This is a genomic window from Streptomyces sp. NBC_00385 (assembly GCF_035917155.1).
In the GTDB taxonomy this organism is placed as follows: Bacteria; Actinomycetota; Actinomycetes; order Streptomycetales; family Streptomycetaceae; genus Streptomyces; species Streptomyces poriferorum.
Genome location: NZ_CP107951.1, coordinates 1,914,849 through 1,931,309 on the forward strand (window position 1 = coordinate 1,914,849; position 16,461 = coordinate 1,931,309).

A 16,461-nucleotide genomic window follows, 5' to 3' on the forward strand; every position below is an offset into this window, starting at 1 on the left:
TAGCCGGGCGGCACCGGCGGGCGGAAATCGATTGTGTCAGGCGCGCCCGGGGCGGAGCAGCGGAAGGGGTGCACCCATGACCGCGTACGGCATGGGAGCGCTGGGGAAATGCACCTGCCGGGCGAGGTCCCGGTAGCCGAGCGACCGGTACAGACCGCGGGCGGGACTCTCCGTGTCGATGGCGGAGAGGATCGACCGGGGCTGGTCGACGGCGTCCGTGATGGTGGTGATGAGACCGCGGCCGACGCCCCGGTTCTGGAACTCCGGGTGGACGTGGAGTTCGGTGATCACGAAGGAGTCGTCGAGCCAGTCCGCCGAGCCGGTGGCCCGCAGGTGGGGCTCGACGACGGTGGACCACCAGTGGCCGCGCTCGTTGGGCATGCCGTAGACGAACCCGACGAGGCCGCCGTCCGGGGTCAGGGCGCCGAGCGCGCGGGCGCGGGGGTGATCGAGGTGTCTGAGGACGATGTGGCGTCGTACCTCGATCTCTTCGGGGCCGAGTCCGAAGGCGACGGCCTGCACGGCGAGCGCCTCGTCCACGCGTGCGGCGAGATCGATCGGTTCGATCCGGACGCCGGTGGTGTGGGGTCCTCCCCCGGAAGCTGCTGCCATGAGCAGACCCTACTGTCCGTGGCGGGGTGCGTGGTACGGGCCGGGGCGGGCCGGCGACGGGATCAGAACAGGACGCTCATGAACGCGCCGGTCTCGCGGAAGCCGATGCGCCGGTACGCCTTGCGCGCGGGGGTGTTGTAGTCGTTCACGTAGAGGCTGACGATCGGTGCGACGTCGGCCAGCGCGTACCGCAGGACGGCTGCCATGCCGGTCTCGGAGTGACCCCGGCCGCGGTACTCGGGGGCGACCCAGACTCCCTGGATCTGGCAGGCCTGTGCGGTGGTGGCGCCGATCTCGGCCTTGAAGACGACCTTGCCGTCGTCGATCCGGGCGAAGGAGCGGCCGGCGCCGATGAGCTCGGCGACGCGGGCCTGGTAGAGGAGTCCGCCGTCACCGGCGAGCGGGGAGATGCCGACCTCTTCGGTGAACATGGCGACGCAGGCCGGCATGAGGACGTCCATCTCGTCCTTGCGGACGCGGCGGACCAGGGGGTCGGGTGCCACGTCCGCGGACGGGCTCTCGGTGACCATGAGCGGCTGGTTGGCCCGGACCTCGCGGGCGGGGCCCCAGCCCGGTTCGAGGAGCCGCCACAGCTGTGCGGTGGGCCCGGCCGGTCCCACGATCGAGGAGCAGCGGCGGCCGGCCCTGCGGGCGCGGTCGGCGAAGGCGCGGACGGCCTCGGGGGTGGCGCAGATCGGGACGAGGTTGGCTCCCGAGTAGCAGAGCGACCGCAGGTGGCCGTTGGCGTACCAGCCCCACATCTCGCCGCCCAGGCGCCAGGGGTCGAGGCCCGCGATCTGGACCCGGGAGGTCACGAAGGCGTTGGCTACGGGTTCGCTCTCCAGCACCGCGAGGGCGGCGCCGAGGTCGCTGGGTTCGAGGACCCGGGTGGTGGTCTGCGTCAACACGAGGGGGCCTCACCATGCGGTCTGCTGATTTCCGCACTGTACCCAAAGAGGCTGGGGCACGCCGCTCGTGGCCGTGAACAGCCTCTGCGATCCCCGGTGACGTCGCTCACGGGCAGCGCCCCGCGCGGAGGGTCGCTCCGGCGGGGCGCTGTCGTGGAAGGCATGGGGGTCAGCTGATGGAGACCTCGGGCTCACCGGAGGCGATGCCGTCCTTCTCCATCTGCTCGGCGATCTTGAGGGCTTCCTCGATGAGGGTCTCGACGATCTTCGACTCGGGCACGGTCTTGATGATCTCGCCCTTGACGAAGATCTGGCCCTTGCCGTTGCCCGAGGCGACGCCCAGGTCGGCCTCGCGTGCCTCGCCGGGGCCGTTGACGACACAGCCCATCACGGCGACGCGCAGCGGGACCTCCATGCCCTCGAGCCCCGCGCTCACCTGGTCGGCCAGCTTGTACACGTCGACCTGCGCACGGCCGCACGACGGGCAGGACACGATCTCCAGCCGCCGCTGCTTCAGGTTCAGCGACTCCAGGATCTGGAGCCCGACCTTGACCTCCTCGGCCGGCGGCGCGGACAGCGAGACGCGGATCGTGTCGCCGATGCCCTCGCTCAGCAGGGCGCCGAAGGCGACGGCCGACTTGATGGTGCCCTGGAACGCCGGGCCGGCCTCGGTCACGCCCAGGTGCAGCGGGTAGTCGCACTGGGCGGCGAGCTGCCGGTAGGCGTTGACCATCACGACGGGGTCGTTGTGCTTGACCGAGATCTTGATGTCCCGGAAGCCGTGCTCCTCGAAGAGGGACGCCTCCCACAGGGCCGACTCCACCAGCGCCTCGGGCGTGGCCTTGCCGTACTTCTTCAGCAGTCGCGCGTCCAGCGAACCGGCGTTCACGCCGATCCGGATCGGCGTGCCGGCGTCGTTCGCCGCCCGCGCGATCTCCTTGACCTTGTCGTCGAACTGCTTGATGTTCCCGGGGTTCACCCGGACCGCCGCGCAGCCCGCGTCGATCGCGGCGAACACGTACTTCGGCTGGAAGTGGATGTCGGCGATCACCGGGATCTGCGACTTCGAGGCGATCGTCGCGAGTGCGTCCGCGTCGTCCTGGGTCGGGCACGCCACGCGGACGATCTGACAGCCCGAGGCGGTCAGCTCCGCGATCTGCTGGAGCGTGGCACCGATGTCCGACGTACGCGTCGTCGTCATCGACTGCACCGAAACCGGCGCGTCCCCACCGACCGCCACCGACCCGACCTGGATCTTGCGGCTGACCCGCCGTACGGCGAGCTGGGTCGGAACGGTGGGCATTCCGAGAGAAATCGCAGTCATGCGCTGAGCATCCCCAAGGTGTGGATCGAGGTCCCGAAGTCGGCGGGCTCCGGCCTTCGAGGTTACGGCACCGAGCACGGCGTGAAGCACACCGCGTCCGGGAACCCGGGCAAATCATGGGGTCCCGGACGCACCGTGCGCATCCGCCGTCACTCGGGGTACAGGCGCCCCCCAGGACGGGCCGGTCAGGAGATCTTGACCGGGTTGACGACGTCGGCGACCAGGACGAGCAGGGTGAAGCAGATGAACACCCCGGCGACCACGTAGGCCACCGGCATCAGCTTGGCCACGTCGAACGGGCCGGGATCGGGGCGCTTGAAGATCCGCGCGGCGTTGCGCCGCAGCGCCTCCCACAGGGCCCCCGCGATGTGGCCGCCGTCGAGCGGCAGCAGCGGCAGCATGTTGAAGAGGAACAGCGAGAGGTTGAAGCCGGACAGCAGGAACAGCATCATCGCGACCTGGTTCTGCGCCGGTACGTCCAGCGTCATCACCTCGCCGCCGATCCTGGCCGCGCCGACGACGCCCACCGGGGAGTCGTCCGCGCGCTCGCCGTCCGAGAAGGCCGCGTCCCACAGGGCCGGGATCTTGGACGGCAGGGCGATGATCGAGTCGACGCCGTTCTCGATCATGTCGCCCATGCGGACGACGGAGTCACCGAAGGAGAGCGGGACGATCTCGCTCTGGGCCGCGAAACCGAGGTAGCCGGCGGAGACGTACTTCCCCGGGACCACCTCGCCGTCGGAGTCCTTCTTCAGCACGGCGTTCTTCTTGAGCACGGCGTGGAGGGTCTTCTCCTGCCCGTCGCGCTGGACCGTGATGGTGGCGGGACCGATCGTGTCGCGGATCTTGTCGGAGAGGACGGACCATTCGTCGATCTTCTCGCCGTTGAAGGCGACGATCTTGTCGCCCACCTTCAGGCCGGCGGCCTGCGCGGGCGAGACCGGGTCGGACTTCTTGCAGGTCTCCCGCTTCTCGCTCTGGGAGATCACGCACTTCTGGACGCCCGCGACATCGGTCGTCTGCGTCTGGAATCCGAAGGTCATGGCCACGCCGAGGAAGATCGCCACGGCCAGGATCAGGTTCATGAAGGGGCCGGCGAACATGACGATGACGCGCTTCCACGGCTTGCGCGTGTAGAAGAGACGCTTCTCGTCGCCCGGTTCGAGCTCCTCGAAGGCGGCGGATCTGGCGTCCTCGATCATGCCGCGCCACGGCGAGGTGGAGCGTGCCTCGATCTTCCCGTCCGGTCCCGGCGGGAACATCCCGATCATGCGGATGTAGCCGCCGGCCGGGATGGCCTTGATCCCGTACTCCGTGTCGCCCTTCTTCCGCGACCAGACGGTCGGGCCGAAGCCGACCATGTACTGGGGGACGCGGATACCGAAGAGCTTCGCCGTCGACAGGTGGCCCAGCTCGTGCCAGGCGATGGAGAACAGCAGGCCGACGGCGAAGACGGCGATGCCGAGAATCGTCAGCAGGATCGTCGTCATACTCATGCGCGCGCCTCCGCGGTGGCCTTGGCCGAGAGTTCCCGGGCCCGGGTCCGGGCCCAGGCTTCCGCTTCAAGGACGTCCGCGACCGTCAGCGAAGTTCCCGTCGCGGGCGTTCCGTGCTCGGACACCACCGCGGTGACCGTGTCCATGATGCCGTTGAACGCCAGTCGCCCGTCCAGGAACGCGTCCACGCACTCCTCGTTCGCCGCGTTGAACACCGCCGGGGCGGTGCCGCCGAGCGTACCCACGTGCCGTGCGAGGCCGACGGACGGGAAGGCCTCCGTGTCGAGCGGGAAGAACTCCCATGTGGAGGCCTTCGTCCAGTCGAAGGCGGGTGCCGCGTCGGGGACGCGCTGCGGCCAGCCGAGGCCGATGGCGATCGGACCGCGCATGTCGGGCGGGGTGGCCTGGGCGAGGGTGGAGCCGTCGGTGAACTCGACCATGGAGTGCACGTACGACTGGGGGTGGACCACGACCTCGATCCGGTCGAAGGGGATGTCGTAGAGGAGGTGCGCCTCGATGACCTCGAGACCCTTGTTGACCAGGGTGGCCGAATTGACCGTGATGACCGGGCCCATGGCCCAGGTCGGGTGGTTGAGGGCCTGCTCGCGTGTGACGTCGGCGAGCTCGCTCCTGGTACGTCCGCGGAACGGGCCGCCGGACGCGGTGACGACGAGCCTGCGGACATCGGCGCGCTTGCCGGCCGCGAGCGCCTGGAAAAGCGCGGCGTGCTCGGAGTCGACCGGGATGATCTGGCCGGGGGCGGCGAGCGCCTTGACCAGGGGGCCGCCGACGATCAGCGACTCCTTGTTGGCGAGCGCCAGCGTGCGGCCCGCCTTCAGCGCGGCCAGGGTGGGGGCGAGACCGATCGAGCCGGTGATCCCGTTCAGCACGGTGTGGCAGTCGCTGCCGGCCAGCTGTGTGGCGGCGTCGGGTCCGGCCAGGATCTCGGGAGGCTGCTCCTCCGCTCCGTACTCCTCGCGCAGGGCCTCGCGCAGGGCCGGTACCGCGTCGGGAGAGGCGACGGCGACCGTGCGCACCCTCAGCCGGCGCGCCTGCTCGGCGAGGAGGGCGACCCGGCCGCCCGCCGCGGAGAGCGCGGTGACACGGAAGCGGTCGGGGTTGCGCAGCACCAGGTCGATGGCCTGGGTGCCGATGGACCCGGTGGAGCCGAGGATGACGAGATCCCGGCGGCCTTCCACGGCGTCGAAGACGAGGTGCGGGTCGGCGAGGGGGGCGGGGCTGTCGCTCATGCCCCCCATTGTCACCGCATCGGCTGTGTGCACGGACAGCGCGTCCCTCGCGCCGCGTGGTCGCTGCTCGTTCATCGAGCCCTCAGCCCTTCGCCGCGCGGAACTTCGCCCACTGGGCGGCCATCACCTCGGGCGGCACCCCGCCGATGTCCTCGGTGGAGGTGATCTCCGCCCGGAAGGAGAGGGTCGTGGAGCCGGAGCGTACGACGGTGAGGTACTCGTACAGCTTCTGCTGCCCCTTCACGTCGAGGATGGTGAAGCGGTACGCCTTCGCCTCGTCGGCCTCGGCCGCGAAGGCGGGGGCCTTGGCGGGCTCGGCCTTCAGGTACTTCGCGGCCGCGACGGCCCGCTGCTCGGTGAAGCCGCCGGCGCAGTCGCGTCCGGCCTTGTCGAGGGCCTTCATGACGGTGGCGGCGCCGCCGCCCGCGTAGCTGCGCAGGGTGACGTCGACGGTGACTCCGAGCATCTCGTCCGGGACGTCGACCTTGCGCTGGACCTCGGCGGCCGGGTCCGGGTCGCTGACCTCGCCGGAGAGGCTGACCAGCGGCTGGCAGCCGTCGGGGACGGCGGTGTACGCGTCGCCGAGCGGGCCGTCGAGGACGTACTCGGAGGCCGTGTACGTGCCGACCTTCTCGCCGTCGGTGAAGGACGCGGCCTTCAGGCGTGCCTCGTCGGGTGCCGTCGGCGCGGAGGGCGCCGCCGAGGCCTTGCCGTCCTTCTTCGCACCGGCGGAGCCGGTCGCACTGTCGTCGTCACTGCCGCACGCGGCGATGCCCAGTGCCATCGCGGCCACCGTCCCCACCACCGCCAGCCGGCGCCGTCGGCCCCGCAGTCTCGTCGCCCCGTACATGCCTGTCCCCATTTCCCTGGTCCCCGTTTTCCCTGGTGCTTCGTCGTTCGTGCGGGCCGGTGCTCCGCCGGGCGGCTCAGAAATGCGTGGCCACACCGAACTCCCTGCGGAGCCGGTCCATGTCGTGCAGGTCCGCCTCGCCGGGCTCGTATCCCTGGTGGAACTCGACCTGCTGCGCGACCGAGAGGCACTGCACCCGCGTCCCCCCGATGGTGCCGGTGACGAAGCACTCCGCCGGGTAGCGGAAGGGCTTCTCCGGATCGAGCGAGGACTGGATCGCCGACCCGTCGGGGGCGAACTGCAAGGGATGCAGGTCGAATTCCGGCCCGGACGGGTGGCTGAGGACGAACCGTGCGGGGCGCCAGTCGAGCGTCTCCTCGTATCCGGCCGCCGTCAGGGCGGCGACGAGAGCGGGTTCCTGCTCGCGGCGGTGCAGAAGATCGAGATCCTTGTGGCCGCGGGTCTCCTCGCCGAGCAGCGCGTCGACACCCCAGCCGCCGGCGATCACCACATCCGCCCCGGCCTCGCGTGCCACGGAAAGGACGGACAGTACGTCGGAGGCGGACATCATGCCGCGCAGCCTAGCCGCCCCGCACCGGCTCGTGCCCGGAGGCCGTTCCGGCCCGGAGCCCTATCCGTTCAGGAGGTCGGCGAACCCGGCGAAGACCTCGTGGAACCGGGGGAACGTCTTGCGTACGCAGCCCGGATCGTCGTACGTGATACCGGGCGTCCGCAGAGCGGTGACGGCGAAGGACATGACGATGCGGTGGTCGCCGTGGGTCGTGATCTCCGTGGGGCGCGGGGTGCCCGGCTGGATCTCGATCCAGTCCGGTCCGGTCGTGACCGTGATGCCCATGCGCCGCAGGTTCCCGGCGCACGCCTCCAGCCGGTCGCACTCCTTGACGCGGGTGTTGCCGACGTCCTCGATGCGGACGGGCCCCGAGGCGAAGGGGGCGATCGCGGCGAGCGTCGGCATGGTGTCGGAGATGTCGCGCATGTTGACGGTGAGGCCGCGGAGCCGGCCGGTGGAGCGGACCGTGGTGGCGTCGGCCGTCATGTGCACCTCCGCGCCCATGCGGCGCAGCACGTCGACGAAGCCCAGATCCCCCTGGAGGGCGCCCTGTCCGAGGCCGGGGACGGTCACCTCGCGGCCCGTGAGCGCCGCCGCCGCGAAGAAGTAGCCGGCAGTTGAGGCGTCGGGCTCGATGGCGTACGTGGTGGCCCGGTAGCCGCCGGGCGGCACCGTGAAGACGGTGTCGCCGGGGCCGCCGCGGGTGACCTCGACGCCGAAGCTCCGCATCATCGCGAGGGTGATCTCGATGTACGGCGCCGACACCAGATCGGTGACGGTGATCGTGAGGCCCTCCGCCGTCAGCGGTCCGAGCATCAGCAGCGCGGTGAGGTACTGGCTGGACTGCCCGGCGTCCAGGGTCAGTTCGCCGCCCTTGATGCCGGCGGCCTCGACGCGCAGCGGGTGGTGGCCCTCGGCGGCCTCGTGGCGGAGGTCGACGCCGAGCGTGCGCAGCGCCTCGGTGAGGGGGGCGAGAGGGCGGCGGCGCATCTGGGCGGAGGCGTCGAAGCGGTAGCTGCCGCGGGCGCCGGCCGCCGCGAGGGTCGGCAGGAACCGGGCGGTGGTCGCGCCGTCCCGGCAGTAGACGTCGGCGTCCGTGGCGGCGGGACCGGAGGGGCGGCCCGTGATGTGCCAGGCCTCCGCTCCCCGCTCGACCGCGTAGCCAAGGGCGGTGAGCCCTTCCGCGAAGCCTTCGGTGTCGTCCGAGCTCAGCGGACGTACGAGGGTGCTGGTGCCGTTCGCGGCGGCGGCCAGGAAGAGGGCGCGCGCGGTGACGGACTTGGAACCGGGGACATGGATGACGGTCACGGGCGTCCATCCTGCCGTGTCGCGCGCACGGCGGCGGGGCACGTCCAGCGCGTGGACGTGCCCCGCCGTTCCGGCTGCACGGGCTCAGCGGATCGGCCGGTGCACGTTCTCCCGGGTCGAGGGGCCCGGGGTGGCGTCGGCGATCCACGGGCCTTCGCCGCTCGGGTCGACGATGCCCTCCTCCAGCCAGGTGTACGTGCCTGCGAGGACTCCGTCGACGACCTTCCGGTCGAGGTCGTCGGTGTTGGACCAGAGCCGGGTGAAGAGCTCCTCGATCCTGATGCGGGACTGGCGGCAGAAGGTGTCGGCGAGCTGGTACGCCTCGCGGCCGTGGTCGTTCTCGACCCGCAGGTGTTCGGCGCGGACACAGGCGGCGCTCATGGCGAAGAGCTCCGCGCCGATGTCGACGATCCTGCCGAGGAAGCCCTGCTTGGTCTCCATCCGGCCCTGCCAGCGGGACATGGCGTAGAAGGTGGAGCGGGCCAGTTTGCGGGAGGCCCGTTCGACGTAGCGCAGGTGCCCGGACAGGTCGGCGTGGCCGGCGGGGTGGAAGTCCCCGTAGGTGCGCGGGAGCTGTCCCGGTCCGGCGACGAGCTTCGGGAGCCACTTCGCGTAGAACCCGGCGGCGTTCGCACCCGCCCGGGCCTTGGCGGAGAGCGGCTTGTCGGGGTCGATGATGTCGCCCGCGACCTTGAGGTGGGCGTCGACCGCCTCGCGGGCGATCAGCAGGTGCATGATCTCCGTCGAGCCCTCGAAGATCCGGTTGATCCGCATGTCCCGGAGCATCTGCTCGGCGGGGACGGCCCGTTCACCGCGGGCGGCGAGGGAGTCCGCCGTCTCGAAGCCCCGGCCGCCGCGGATCTGGACCAGCTCGTCGGCCATGAGACAGCCCATCTCGGAGCCGTACAGCTTGGCGAGCGCCGCCTCGATCCGGATGTCGTTGCGGTCCTCGTCCGCCATCTGGGACGAGAGGTCGACGACGGCTTCGAGGGCGAAGGTGGTCGCGGCGATGAAGGAGATCTTGACGCCCACGGCCTCGTGCCGGGCCACGGGCCGGCCCCACTGCTCACGGACGGCCGACCATTCGCGGGCGATCTTCAGGCACCACTTCCCGGAGCCGACGCACATGGCGGGCAGGGAGAGCCGGCCCGTGTTGAGGGTGGTGAGGGCGATCTTGAGCCCTGCCCCCTCGGGGCCGATGCGGTTCGCCGCGGGGACGCGCACCTGGTGGAAGCGGGTGACGCCGTTCTCCAGACCGCGCAGCCCCATGAAGGCGTTGCGGTGTTCCACGGTGATGCCGGGGGCGTCGGCCTCGACCACGAAGGCCGTGATGCCGCCCTTGTGCCCTTCCGACTTCGGTACGCGCGCCATGACGACCAGCAGGTCCGCGACCACCCCGTTGGTGGTCCACAGTTTCACCCCGTCGAGGACGTAGTCGTCCCCGTCCCGGACGGCTGTGGTGGCGAGCCGCGCGGGGTCGGAGCCCACGTCCGGCTCGGTGAGGAGGAACGCCGAGATGTCGGTACGGGCCAGCCGGGGCAGGAAGGTGTCCTTCTGCTCCTGGCTGCCGAAGGTCTTCAGGGGCTGCGGCACGCCGATGGACTGGTGGGCGGAGAGCAGGGCGCCGATCGCGGGGCTGGCCGAGCCGACCAGGGCGAGGGCCCGGTTGTAGTAGACCTGCGTCAGCCCGAGGCCGCCGTACTTCACATCGATCTTCATGCCCAGCGCGCCGAGCTCCTTGAGGCCGTTCACGACCTCGTCGGGGATCCTCGCCTCGCGCTCGATCAGGGCGCCGTCGATCCGGGTCTCGCAGAATTCGCGCAGCCGGGCGAGGAACTCCTCGCCGCGCCGGACGTCCTCGGCGGCGGGCAGCGGATGCGGGTGGATCAGGTCGAGCCGGAAGCGGCCCAGGAAGAGTTCCTTGGCGAAACTGGGTTTGCGCCAGTCCTGTTCGCGCGCTTCCTCGGCCACCTGCCGCGCTTCGCGTTCGGTGACCTTGGGCGTGTGCGGTTGTGCGGACGGACGTTGTGCGGATGGTGCGGACATGAGGAGCTCACCTCGCCGCTTCGTCGGGTGGGTGGTCCCGAAAGGTCCGAGGCGGCCGGGGTCGGTCCGCCCTTGCGTACCTAACGGTTCTACTCGTCCGTATGTACCCGTTTCGTGCCCCTGCCACCAGCCCTGGGGCGCCGATCGGGTCGGTCACCACTCCACTGCCCGCTGCGGCGTGCGGCATGCGAAACGGCCCGAACCCCCGCACAGTGGGTTCGGGCCGTTCCCCCGCCGTCCGCCGTCTCGCTGTCCGGGCGGAATCACGGGCGGCAGGGGCTCAGAGGGCGAGGCCGGTGAGGACCAGGACGCGCTCGTAGGTGTAGTCGTCCATCGCGTAGCGGACGCCCTCCCGGCCGACACCGGACTGCTTGGCGCCGCCGTACGGCATCTGGTCGGCGCGGTACGAGGGGACGTCGCCGATGATCACGCCGCCGACCTCCAGCGCGCGGTGGGCGCGGAAGGCGGTCTGCAGGTCGTGGGTGAACACGCCTGCCTGGAGGCCGTACTTGGAGGAGTTCACGGAGGCGAACGCCTCGGCCTCGCCGTCCACCTTCTGGACCGAGAGGACCGGTCCGAAGACCTCCTCGTGGCACAGGGTGACGCCCTCGGGGAGCTCGGCGAGGACGGTCGGCGCGTACGTGGCCCCGTCGCGCTTGCCGCCGGCGAGCAGTTGGGCGCCGGCCTGTACGGCCTCGTCGACCCAGGACTCGACGCGCTTGGCGGCGTTCTCGTCGACGAGCGGGCCGACGTCGGTGGCGGCGTCGGACGGGTCGCCGGTGACCTGGGCCCCGACCGCCGCGACGATCTTCGGCAGGAGCCGGTCGTAGACGGCGGCGTCCGCGATGACGCGCTGTACCGAGATGCAGGACTGGCCGCCCTGGTAGTTGGAGAAGGTCGCGATACGGGTCGCGGCCCAGTCCAGGTCCGCCTCGGAGGCGTAGTCACCGAGGACGACGGCGGCACCGTTGCCACCGAGCTCCAGGGTGCAGTGCTTGCGCGGCACCGAGTCCATGATCGCGTATCCCACCGGGGCGGACCCGGTGAACGAGATCACGGGGAGGCGCTCGTCCTGGACGAGGGCGGGCATGCGGTCGTTGGGGACCGTCAGCACCGACCAGGAACCGGCGGGCAGGTCGGTCTCGGCCAGCAGCTCGCCCAGGATCAGCGACGAGATCGGGGTGGCCGGGGCGGGCTTCAGGATGATCGGGGCGCCGACGGCGATGGCCGGGGCGACCTTGTGGGCGCTCAGGTTCAGCGGGAAGTTGAACGGGGCGATGCCGAGGACCGTGCCGCGCGGGAAGCGGCGGGTCAGGCCGAGACGGCCGGTGCCGCCGGCGTCGGTGTCCAGGCGCTGGGCGTCGCCGCTGTTGAAGCGGCGGGCCTCCTCGGAGGCGAAGCGGAACACGGATACCGCGCGGCCGACCTCGCCGCGCGCCCACTTGATGGGCTTGCCGTTCTCGGCGGAGATCACCTGGGCGATCTCCTCGGTGCGCTCCGTCAGGCGCCGGGCCACGTGGTCGAGTGCGGCGGCGCGGACGTGGGCCGGGGTCGCGGCGAACTCGTCGCGTACGGCGTGCGCGGCGGCGACGGCCTCCTCCACCTGGGCCTCGGTGGGCACGCTGACGGTGCCGACGAGACGCCCGTCCCAGGAGTTGGTGACGTCGAAGCTTTCCTCGCCGGTGGCCTCGCGGCCGGCCAGCCAGAAGGCGTGGGTGGAGGTCATGGAGGTTCCGGCCCTTCGATGGCGTGGGGTGTTCCGCTCCCCACCGTAGGGCCGTGGTGTCCGCCTGGCGTTTGTCCGGCGTGGAGCACAGGCGGGGCGCGGTGCGCCGGATTGTCGCAGGCGGGCGAGGACCTACTGAGCCGTCGGGGGGTTCGCGACCTTGAGGGCGAGCCACAGCTCCATCCGGACGTCCGCGTCGTCCAGCGAACGGCCGAGGATCTCCTCCACCCGGCGCATGCGGTAACGCAGGGTGTGCCGGTGCACCCCGAGGTCCGCCGCGGCCGCGTCCCACTGGCCGTGGTGCGAGAGCCAGGCCCGCAGGGAGGCCACGAGGTCGCCGCGCCCCTTGGCGTCGTGCTCGTACAAGGCGCGGAGCATGCCGTCGGCGAAGGCCCTGACCGCGTCGTCCGCGAGCAGCGGCAGGACGGATCCGGCTGCCAGTTCCTCGTGCTCGACCAGGGCCCTGCCCCGGCGGCGGGCGACCGAGAGGGACTGCTCGGCCTGTTTGTACGCGGCGGACACGGCGATGGGTCCCGCGGGGGCGGAGAGCCCGACGACTACGGCCACGTCCGGTGCGGACGGTTCGCGCGGGGGCGCGGCCTCCTGCGCCTCGGCGTACGCGGCGCAGGCGGCGACGGCGGCACCTCCGTCGGCGGCCAGCACGACGAGGCGTTCGCCCTCGGGCACCATCAGCAGCGTTTCGCCGGAGCGGGCGGCGGCGGTCTCCATGGCCTCGCTGAGCTGCGCCGTGGTCGACGCTTCGGCGGCCTCGGCGATGAGCAGTCGGAAGGGCGCGTCGAGCAGCCCGCCGTAAAGATCCCCGGCGACGCCGCGCGCGTGGTCGGGCTGGCCGGCCAGGAGCATGCGCAGCACCGCGGCGCCGAGCCGCTGTTCGGCGCCCTGGAGCGAGCGGGAGCGGGCCGTGGTGAGGGTGAGCAGGGCGACCGCCGAGTGCACCGCGTAGCGCTCCGCGGTGCCCAGCGCCGCCCCGGTGCCCACGGCCAGCGCGCCGCGGACCCGCCGGCCGGTGCCCAGGGACTGGAGCTCGACGCGGTCGTCGGTGTCACCGACGACGACGCTGGCCGGCGCCGGGCGCTCCCGCAGGCGCTCCACGTCGGGGGTGAGCCGGGCGGCGCGGCGGGCCGCCCAGTCGGGCGCGGCGGCCACGACCGAGCCGGAGGCGTCGTACAGCGCGGCCCAGCCGTCGACGTGTGCGGCGAGACGGGTGAGCAGTTCGGCGGGGCCGTCCCCGGCGAGAGCCGCCCTGGTCAGTTCCCGCTGCGCCTCGAAGCCCGCGGTGACGGCCCGGTACTGGTCGGCGGCGATCTCGGAGGAGACGGCCTTGGCGATGGCGAGGAAAGGGGTGCGGCGCGGCACTTCGAGCAGGGGCAGCCCGGCTTCCTCGGCGGCGTCGACCAGCGGCTGCGGTACCTCGTCGTAGGTGACCCCGACGGCGAAACCGAGCCCGACCACGCCGGCTCCGGCCAGCCGTCGCACGTACCGGCCCATGATCTCGGGGTTCTCCGCGTCGAGGTTGGTCGCGGTGACCAGGAGCAGTTCGCCGCCCTCCATGTAGGGGACGGGGTCGGCCAGCTCACTCGCGTGCGCCCAGCGCACGGGCGCGTCGAGCCGGTCCGCCCCCGCACGCACCGTGAGTTTGAGCGCCGAGTGCTGGACGAGCGAGGCGAGTGTGGGGGGCATGGGGATCGGGGGACCTTTGGGAGGGGGCGATTTCGCCGTCCCGTATGAACGGCTCGAAGCGATTCTGCCAGGGTGGCAGAGTCCCCGTCACCGTCGCACCGGCCGCGCCTTCCTCCGTCAGCCGCCCAGCCGCACCAGGAGCGGGGGCGCGTGTTCGCCGTCGACCGTGGTGAGGGAGAGCACCGCGTGGCCGACGGGCAGCTCGTAGGCGAGTCCGGAGGCGGACCACCGTTCCCGTTCGACCTGGCGCACGGTCACCGCGTCCGTGGTGACGGCCTTGCCGGTGGCCATCTTCCGCAGGGCGTGCAGGGCGCGGGTGAGCGGCTGGTCGGCGAAGACGCCGTGCTGGGCGACCTCGCGGACCTCGACCCACTCCTTGCCCCAGGTCTCGGCGAAGCGTTTGCCGTCCCAGGTGGTGACGCCGGGGAAGGCCATGGTGCAGCCGACCGCGCCGAGCAGCGGCGTGTGCAGTTCCTCGGGCACGTCGTCCAGGGTGCGCAGGGCGAGGACCGCCCCGGCGTTGACGGAGCGCAGCCGGCGGATGCCCCGGACGGTTTCGGCGGTGACGGTGTGGGTCGCGTCGTCCAGGACCAGGCAGACGAAGAGGGATCGGTCGGCGCGGGCCACCGTGATCGCGTTGAACTGGGCGAGGATCAGACGGGCCAGCAGCCGGGACGCCTCGGCGTGCGCGCGCTCCGGCAGATCGATGCGCACCCGCAGCGGATGCTGCTCCAGGGAGCGCAGCGAGAACGGGCGGGCATCGGGCCCGGTGGCGAAGAACCCGGCGAAGGCCGGCCGGTCGAGCACGGCGATCCGGTCGGCGAGGACGGCCGCCGGGTCACCGGCGCCGCCCGCCTGGCGCTGCCGCGCGTCGAGTTCGCGCAGCATCGCGTGGTGTCCGGACGCCTGCAGTGCCTGCCGCAGGCCGTCCAGTGCGGTGGCGGAGCCTTCGAGGAGTTCACGGAGTTCGGGTACGGCGGGGAAGGTGCCGTGAACGGCACGGTACGGGCCGAGCAGCTGGCCCAGCGCGGTCGCCGCGCGCCGGGTGTCCGGGGCGGGGAGGTCGCCGGCGAGGCCCTCCGCGAGGGCGGCCGCGGCCTCGTCGGGGTCGGTCGTCCCGCCGTACAGGTCGAAGTCGTGCAGGGACGCGGGGTCGCCGATCCTGACGACGACGTCGTAGGCACCGTCCGGGCCGAGCCGGTCGCCGCCCGCGCCGACGGCGAGCACCGCCGCCTGGCCGGTGAGCGCCCGCAGGGCGAGGGATTCGACGACGGGCCGCACCACCCGTTCCGTCTTCCCCGAGCCGGGCGGTCCGACGACCAGCAGCGAGGTACCCAGCGACGCGGGCTCCAGTGCCATCCCCGAGCCGCGGCGCGCGTAGGGGTTGCGCGGGTCGTCGGCGCAGGCGCCGATCCGGACCTGGCCGGTGAGCGGGTCGTGCACGGCGGTCCGCCGGGGCAGGTCCCGGCGGCCGGAGGGGTGCAGATAGGCGTCGGCGCCCTTGCGCAGCACGGTGTCGGTGAAGGAGTCCCGCCGGTCGGGCCGGGTCCGGGCGGCTCCCCAGGCGTGGCGCAGCCGTACGCAGTCGATGTCGTTCATCCGGTCGGCGTGGACGGCCGCGGTGAGGGCCTCGGCGGCGTCCGTGATTCCGGCGGCCCGCAGTTCGGGCCAGTGGGCGAGGTCCGGTCCGGCCGGTGCCGGAGCGGTCCGGGGCCGCTCCGGGCCGGGTTCACCGCGTCCGAGAAGGGGGGCGAGCGCCGCCGGCCACTGGCCGATTCTGGCGAAGGGCCACACGATCGCGGTACCGATCAGGGCGTAGGCGATGAGCGAGACGAGGAGCGCCGCGTACTGGTTGCCGCCGCCCTGCATCCAGCTGGTCGGAACGGCGGGCAGGATGATGTCGGCGAGCGGTACCCGCCGGGTCCAGACGAGCCATACGGTGACCACCGCGCCGGAGACCGAGAGCAGCAGCCTGGCCCGGTCCAGCCGGGGTCCCGCGAAGTAGCGGAAGACATGGGCCCAGCCGCCGATCCGGGCGGCCCAGAATCCCAGGCCGAGGACCAGGACCTGGTAGTAGAGCGTGGTGGAGTTGACCACCAGCGCCGGCGCGTCCTCCTTGAGACCGCCGAAGGACCACCATTCGGGACCGGTGATGATCTCGATCGGCTTGGACACGTAGGGGACGGCCCGTTCCGTCAGCAGCAGCCACAGCAGGAGCCACAGGACCAGCGTCGCCAGCGGACCCACCAGCGAGGGACGGGGCGGGCGCTCGGCGGGCCGTGGCACGTGGGCGTACCGCCACACCCCCGGCTCGGTCCTGGGGCGTGCCGCGTTCAGCCATTCGGCCGTGTCCGACCGCGCCCCGGCCGGCCGGGGCTGCCCGGGGGCGGTCGCGGGGCGCTTCGGGACGGCGGGTGGCGCGGAGGGCGGCGGGACCGTCGGGGGGAACACGGGCGGGGTCGCGGGCGGCGGGCCGGCCGGATGCGGCACGGAGCTCCCGGGCCGGCCGTCGGGCGGCTGCGCACCCCGCGTGCCCCGGGTGCCGTGCGTGCCTTCGTTGTCCATGAACCGTTGCCCCCTGACCAGCCAGGTCCGACCGCTGCACCGGCCAATCTAGTGCGCGCACACGGTGAGTTCAGCAACGCGCCCGGATAGTGACGGGTCCGGGG

The 16,461-nt window shown here is 72.1% G+C and carries 12 protein-coding genes; all 12 read right to left on the bottom strand.

Annotated elements, in window-relative coordinates; all coding sequences use genetic code 11:
- Positions 1-36: 36 nt before the first annotated feature.
- Complete coding sequence (locus OG959_RS08255; protein ID WP_326657556.1) at positions 37-612, bottom strand: GNAT family N-acetyltransferase; 576 nt, start codon at positions 610-612, stop codon at positions 37-39.
- A 62-nt stretch (positions 613-674) separates the two neighbouring features.
- The gene (locus tag OG959_RS08260) at positions 675-1,517 is read right to left on the bottom strand and encodes a GNAT family N-acetyltransferase (protein WP_219571935.1); all 843 of its coding nucleotides are present in this window, start codon (positions 1,515-1,517) and stop codon (positions 675-677) included.
- A 172-nt stretch (positions 1,518-1,689) separates the two neighbouring features.
- On the bottom strand, positions 1,690-2,844 hold the full coding sequence (gene ispG / locus OG959_RS08265) for a flavodoxin-dependent (E)-4-hydroxy-3-methylbut-2-enyl-diphosphate synthase (protein ID WP_219571918.1): 1,155 nt from the start codon (positions 2,842-2,844) through the stop codon (positions 1,690-1,692).
- Positions 2,845-3,029: 185 nt separating this feature from the next.
- Positions 3,030-4,340, bottom strand: a complete 1,311-nt coding sequence (locus tag OG959_RS08270) for a M50 family metallopeptidase (RefSeq protein ID WP_326657558.1) — start codon at positions 4,338-4,340, stop codon at positions 3,030-3,032.
- Entirely contained in the window at positions 4,337-5,590 is a 1,254-nt protein-coding gene (gene dxr, locus OG959_RS08275) for a 1-deoxy-D-xylulose-5-phosphate reductoisomerase (RefSeq protein ID WP_326657559.1), read from the bottom strand. Before dxr ends, OG959_RS08270 begins: the two co-directional genes overlap by 4 nt.
- An 82-nt stretch (positions 5,591-5,672) precedes the next feature.
- Positions 5,673-6,452, bottom strand: coding sequence for a hypothetical protein (locus OG959_RS08280; protein WP_326657561.1), 780 nt, complete (start codon positions 6,450-6,452; stop codon positions 5,673-5,675).
- 64 nt (positions 6,453-6,516) lie between these two features.
- Complete coding sequence (locus tag OG959_RS08285) at positions 6,517-7,011, bottom strand: nucleotidyltransferase domain-containing protein (RefSeq protein WP_326657562.1); 495 nt, start codon at positions 7,009-7,011, stop codon at positions 6,517-6,519.
- Positions 7,012-7,071: 60 nt separating this feature from the next.
- Positions 7,072-8,319 (bottom strand): 3-phosphoshikimate 1-carboxyvinyltransferase, encoded by a 1,248-nt coding sequence (gene aroA, locus OG959_RS08290; RefSeq protein ID WP_326657564.1) that lies wholly within the window; start codon positions 8,317-8,319, stop codon positions 7,072-7,074.
- An 84-nt stretch (positions 8,320-8,403) separates the two neighbouring features.
- Entirely contained in the window at positions 8,404-10,365 is a 1,962-nt protein-coding gene (locus OG959_RS08295; RefSeq protein WP_326657565.1) for an acyl-CoA dehydrogenase family protein, read from the bottom strand.
- A 280-nt stretch (positions 10,366-10,645) separates the two neighbouring features.
- Positions 10,646-12,091 carry an aldehyde dehydrogenase family protein gene (locus OG959_RS08300; RefSeq protein ID WP_326657566.1) on the bottom strand — a complete coding sequence of 482 codons (1,446 nt, stop codon included), beginning with the start codon at positions 12,089-12,091 and terminating at the stop codon, positions 10,646-10,648.
- Between the two features lie 132 nt (positions 12,092-12,223).
- The gene (locus OG959_RS08305; RefSeq protein ID WP_326657567.1) at positions 12,224-13,792 is read right to left on the bottom strand and encodes a PucR family transcriptional regulator; all 1,569 of its coding nucleotides are present in this window, start codon (positions 13,790-13,792) and stop codon (positions 12,224-12,226) included.
- Positions 13,793-13,909: 117 nt separating this feature from the next.
- A complete protein-coding gene (locus OG959_RS08310; RefSeq protein ID WP_326657568.1) occupies positions 13,910-16,357 on the bottom strand; it encodes an ATP/GTP-binding protein in 2,448 nt (815 codons plus the stop codon).
- Positions 16,358-16,461: the final 104 nt, after the last annotated feature.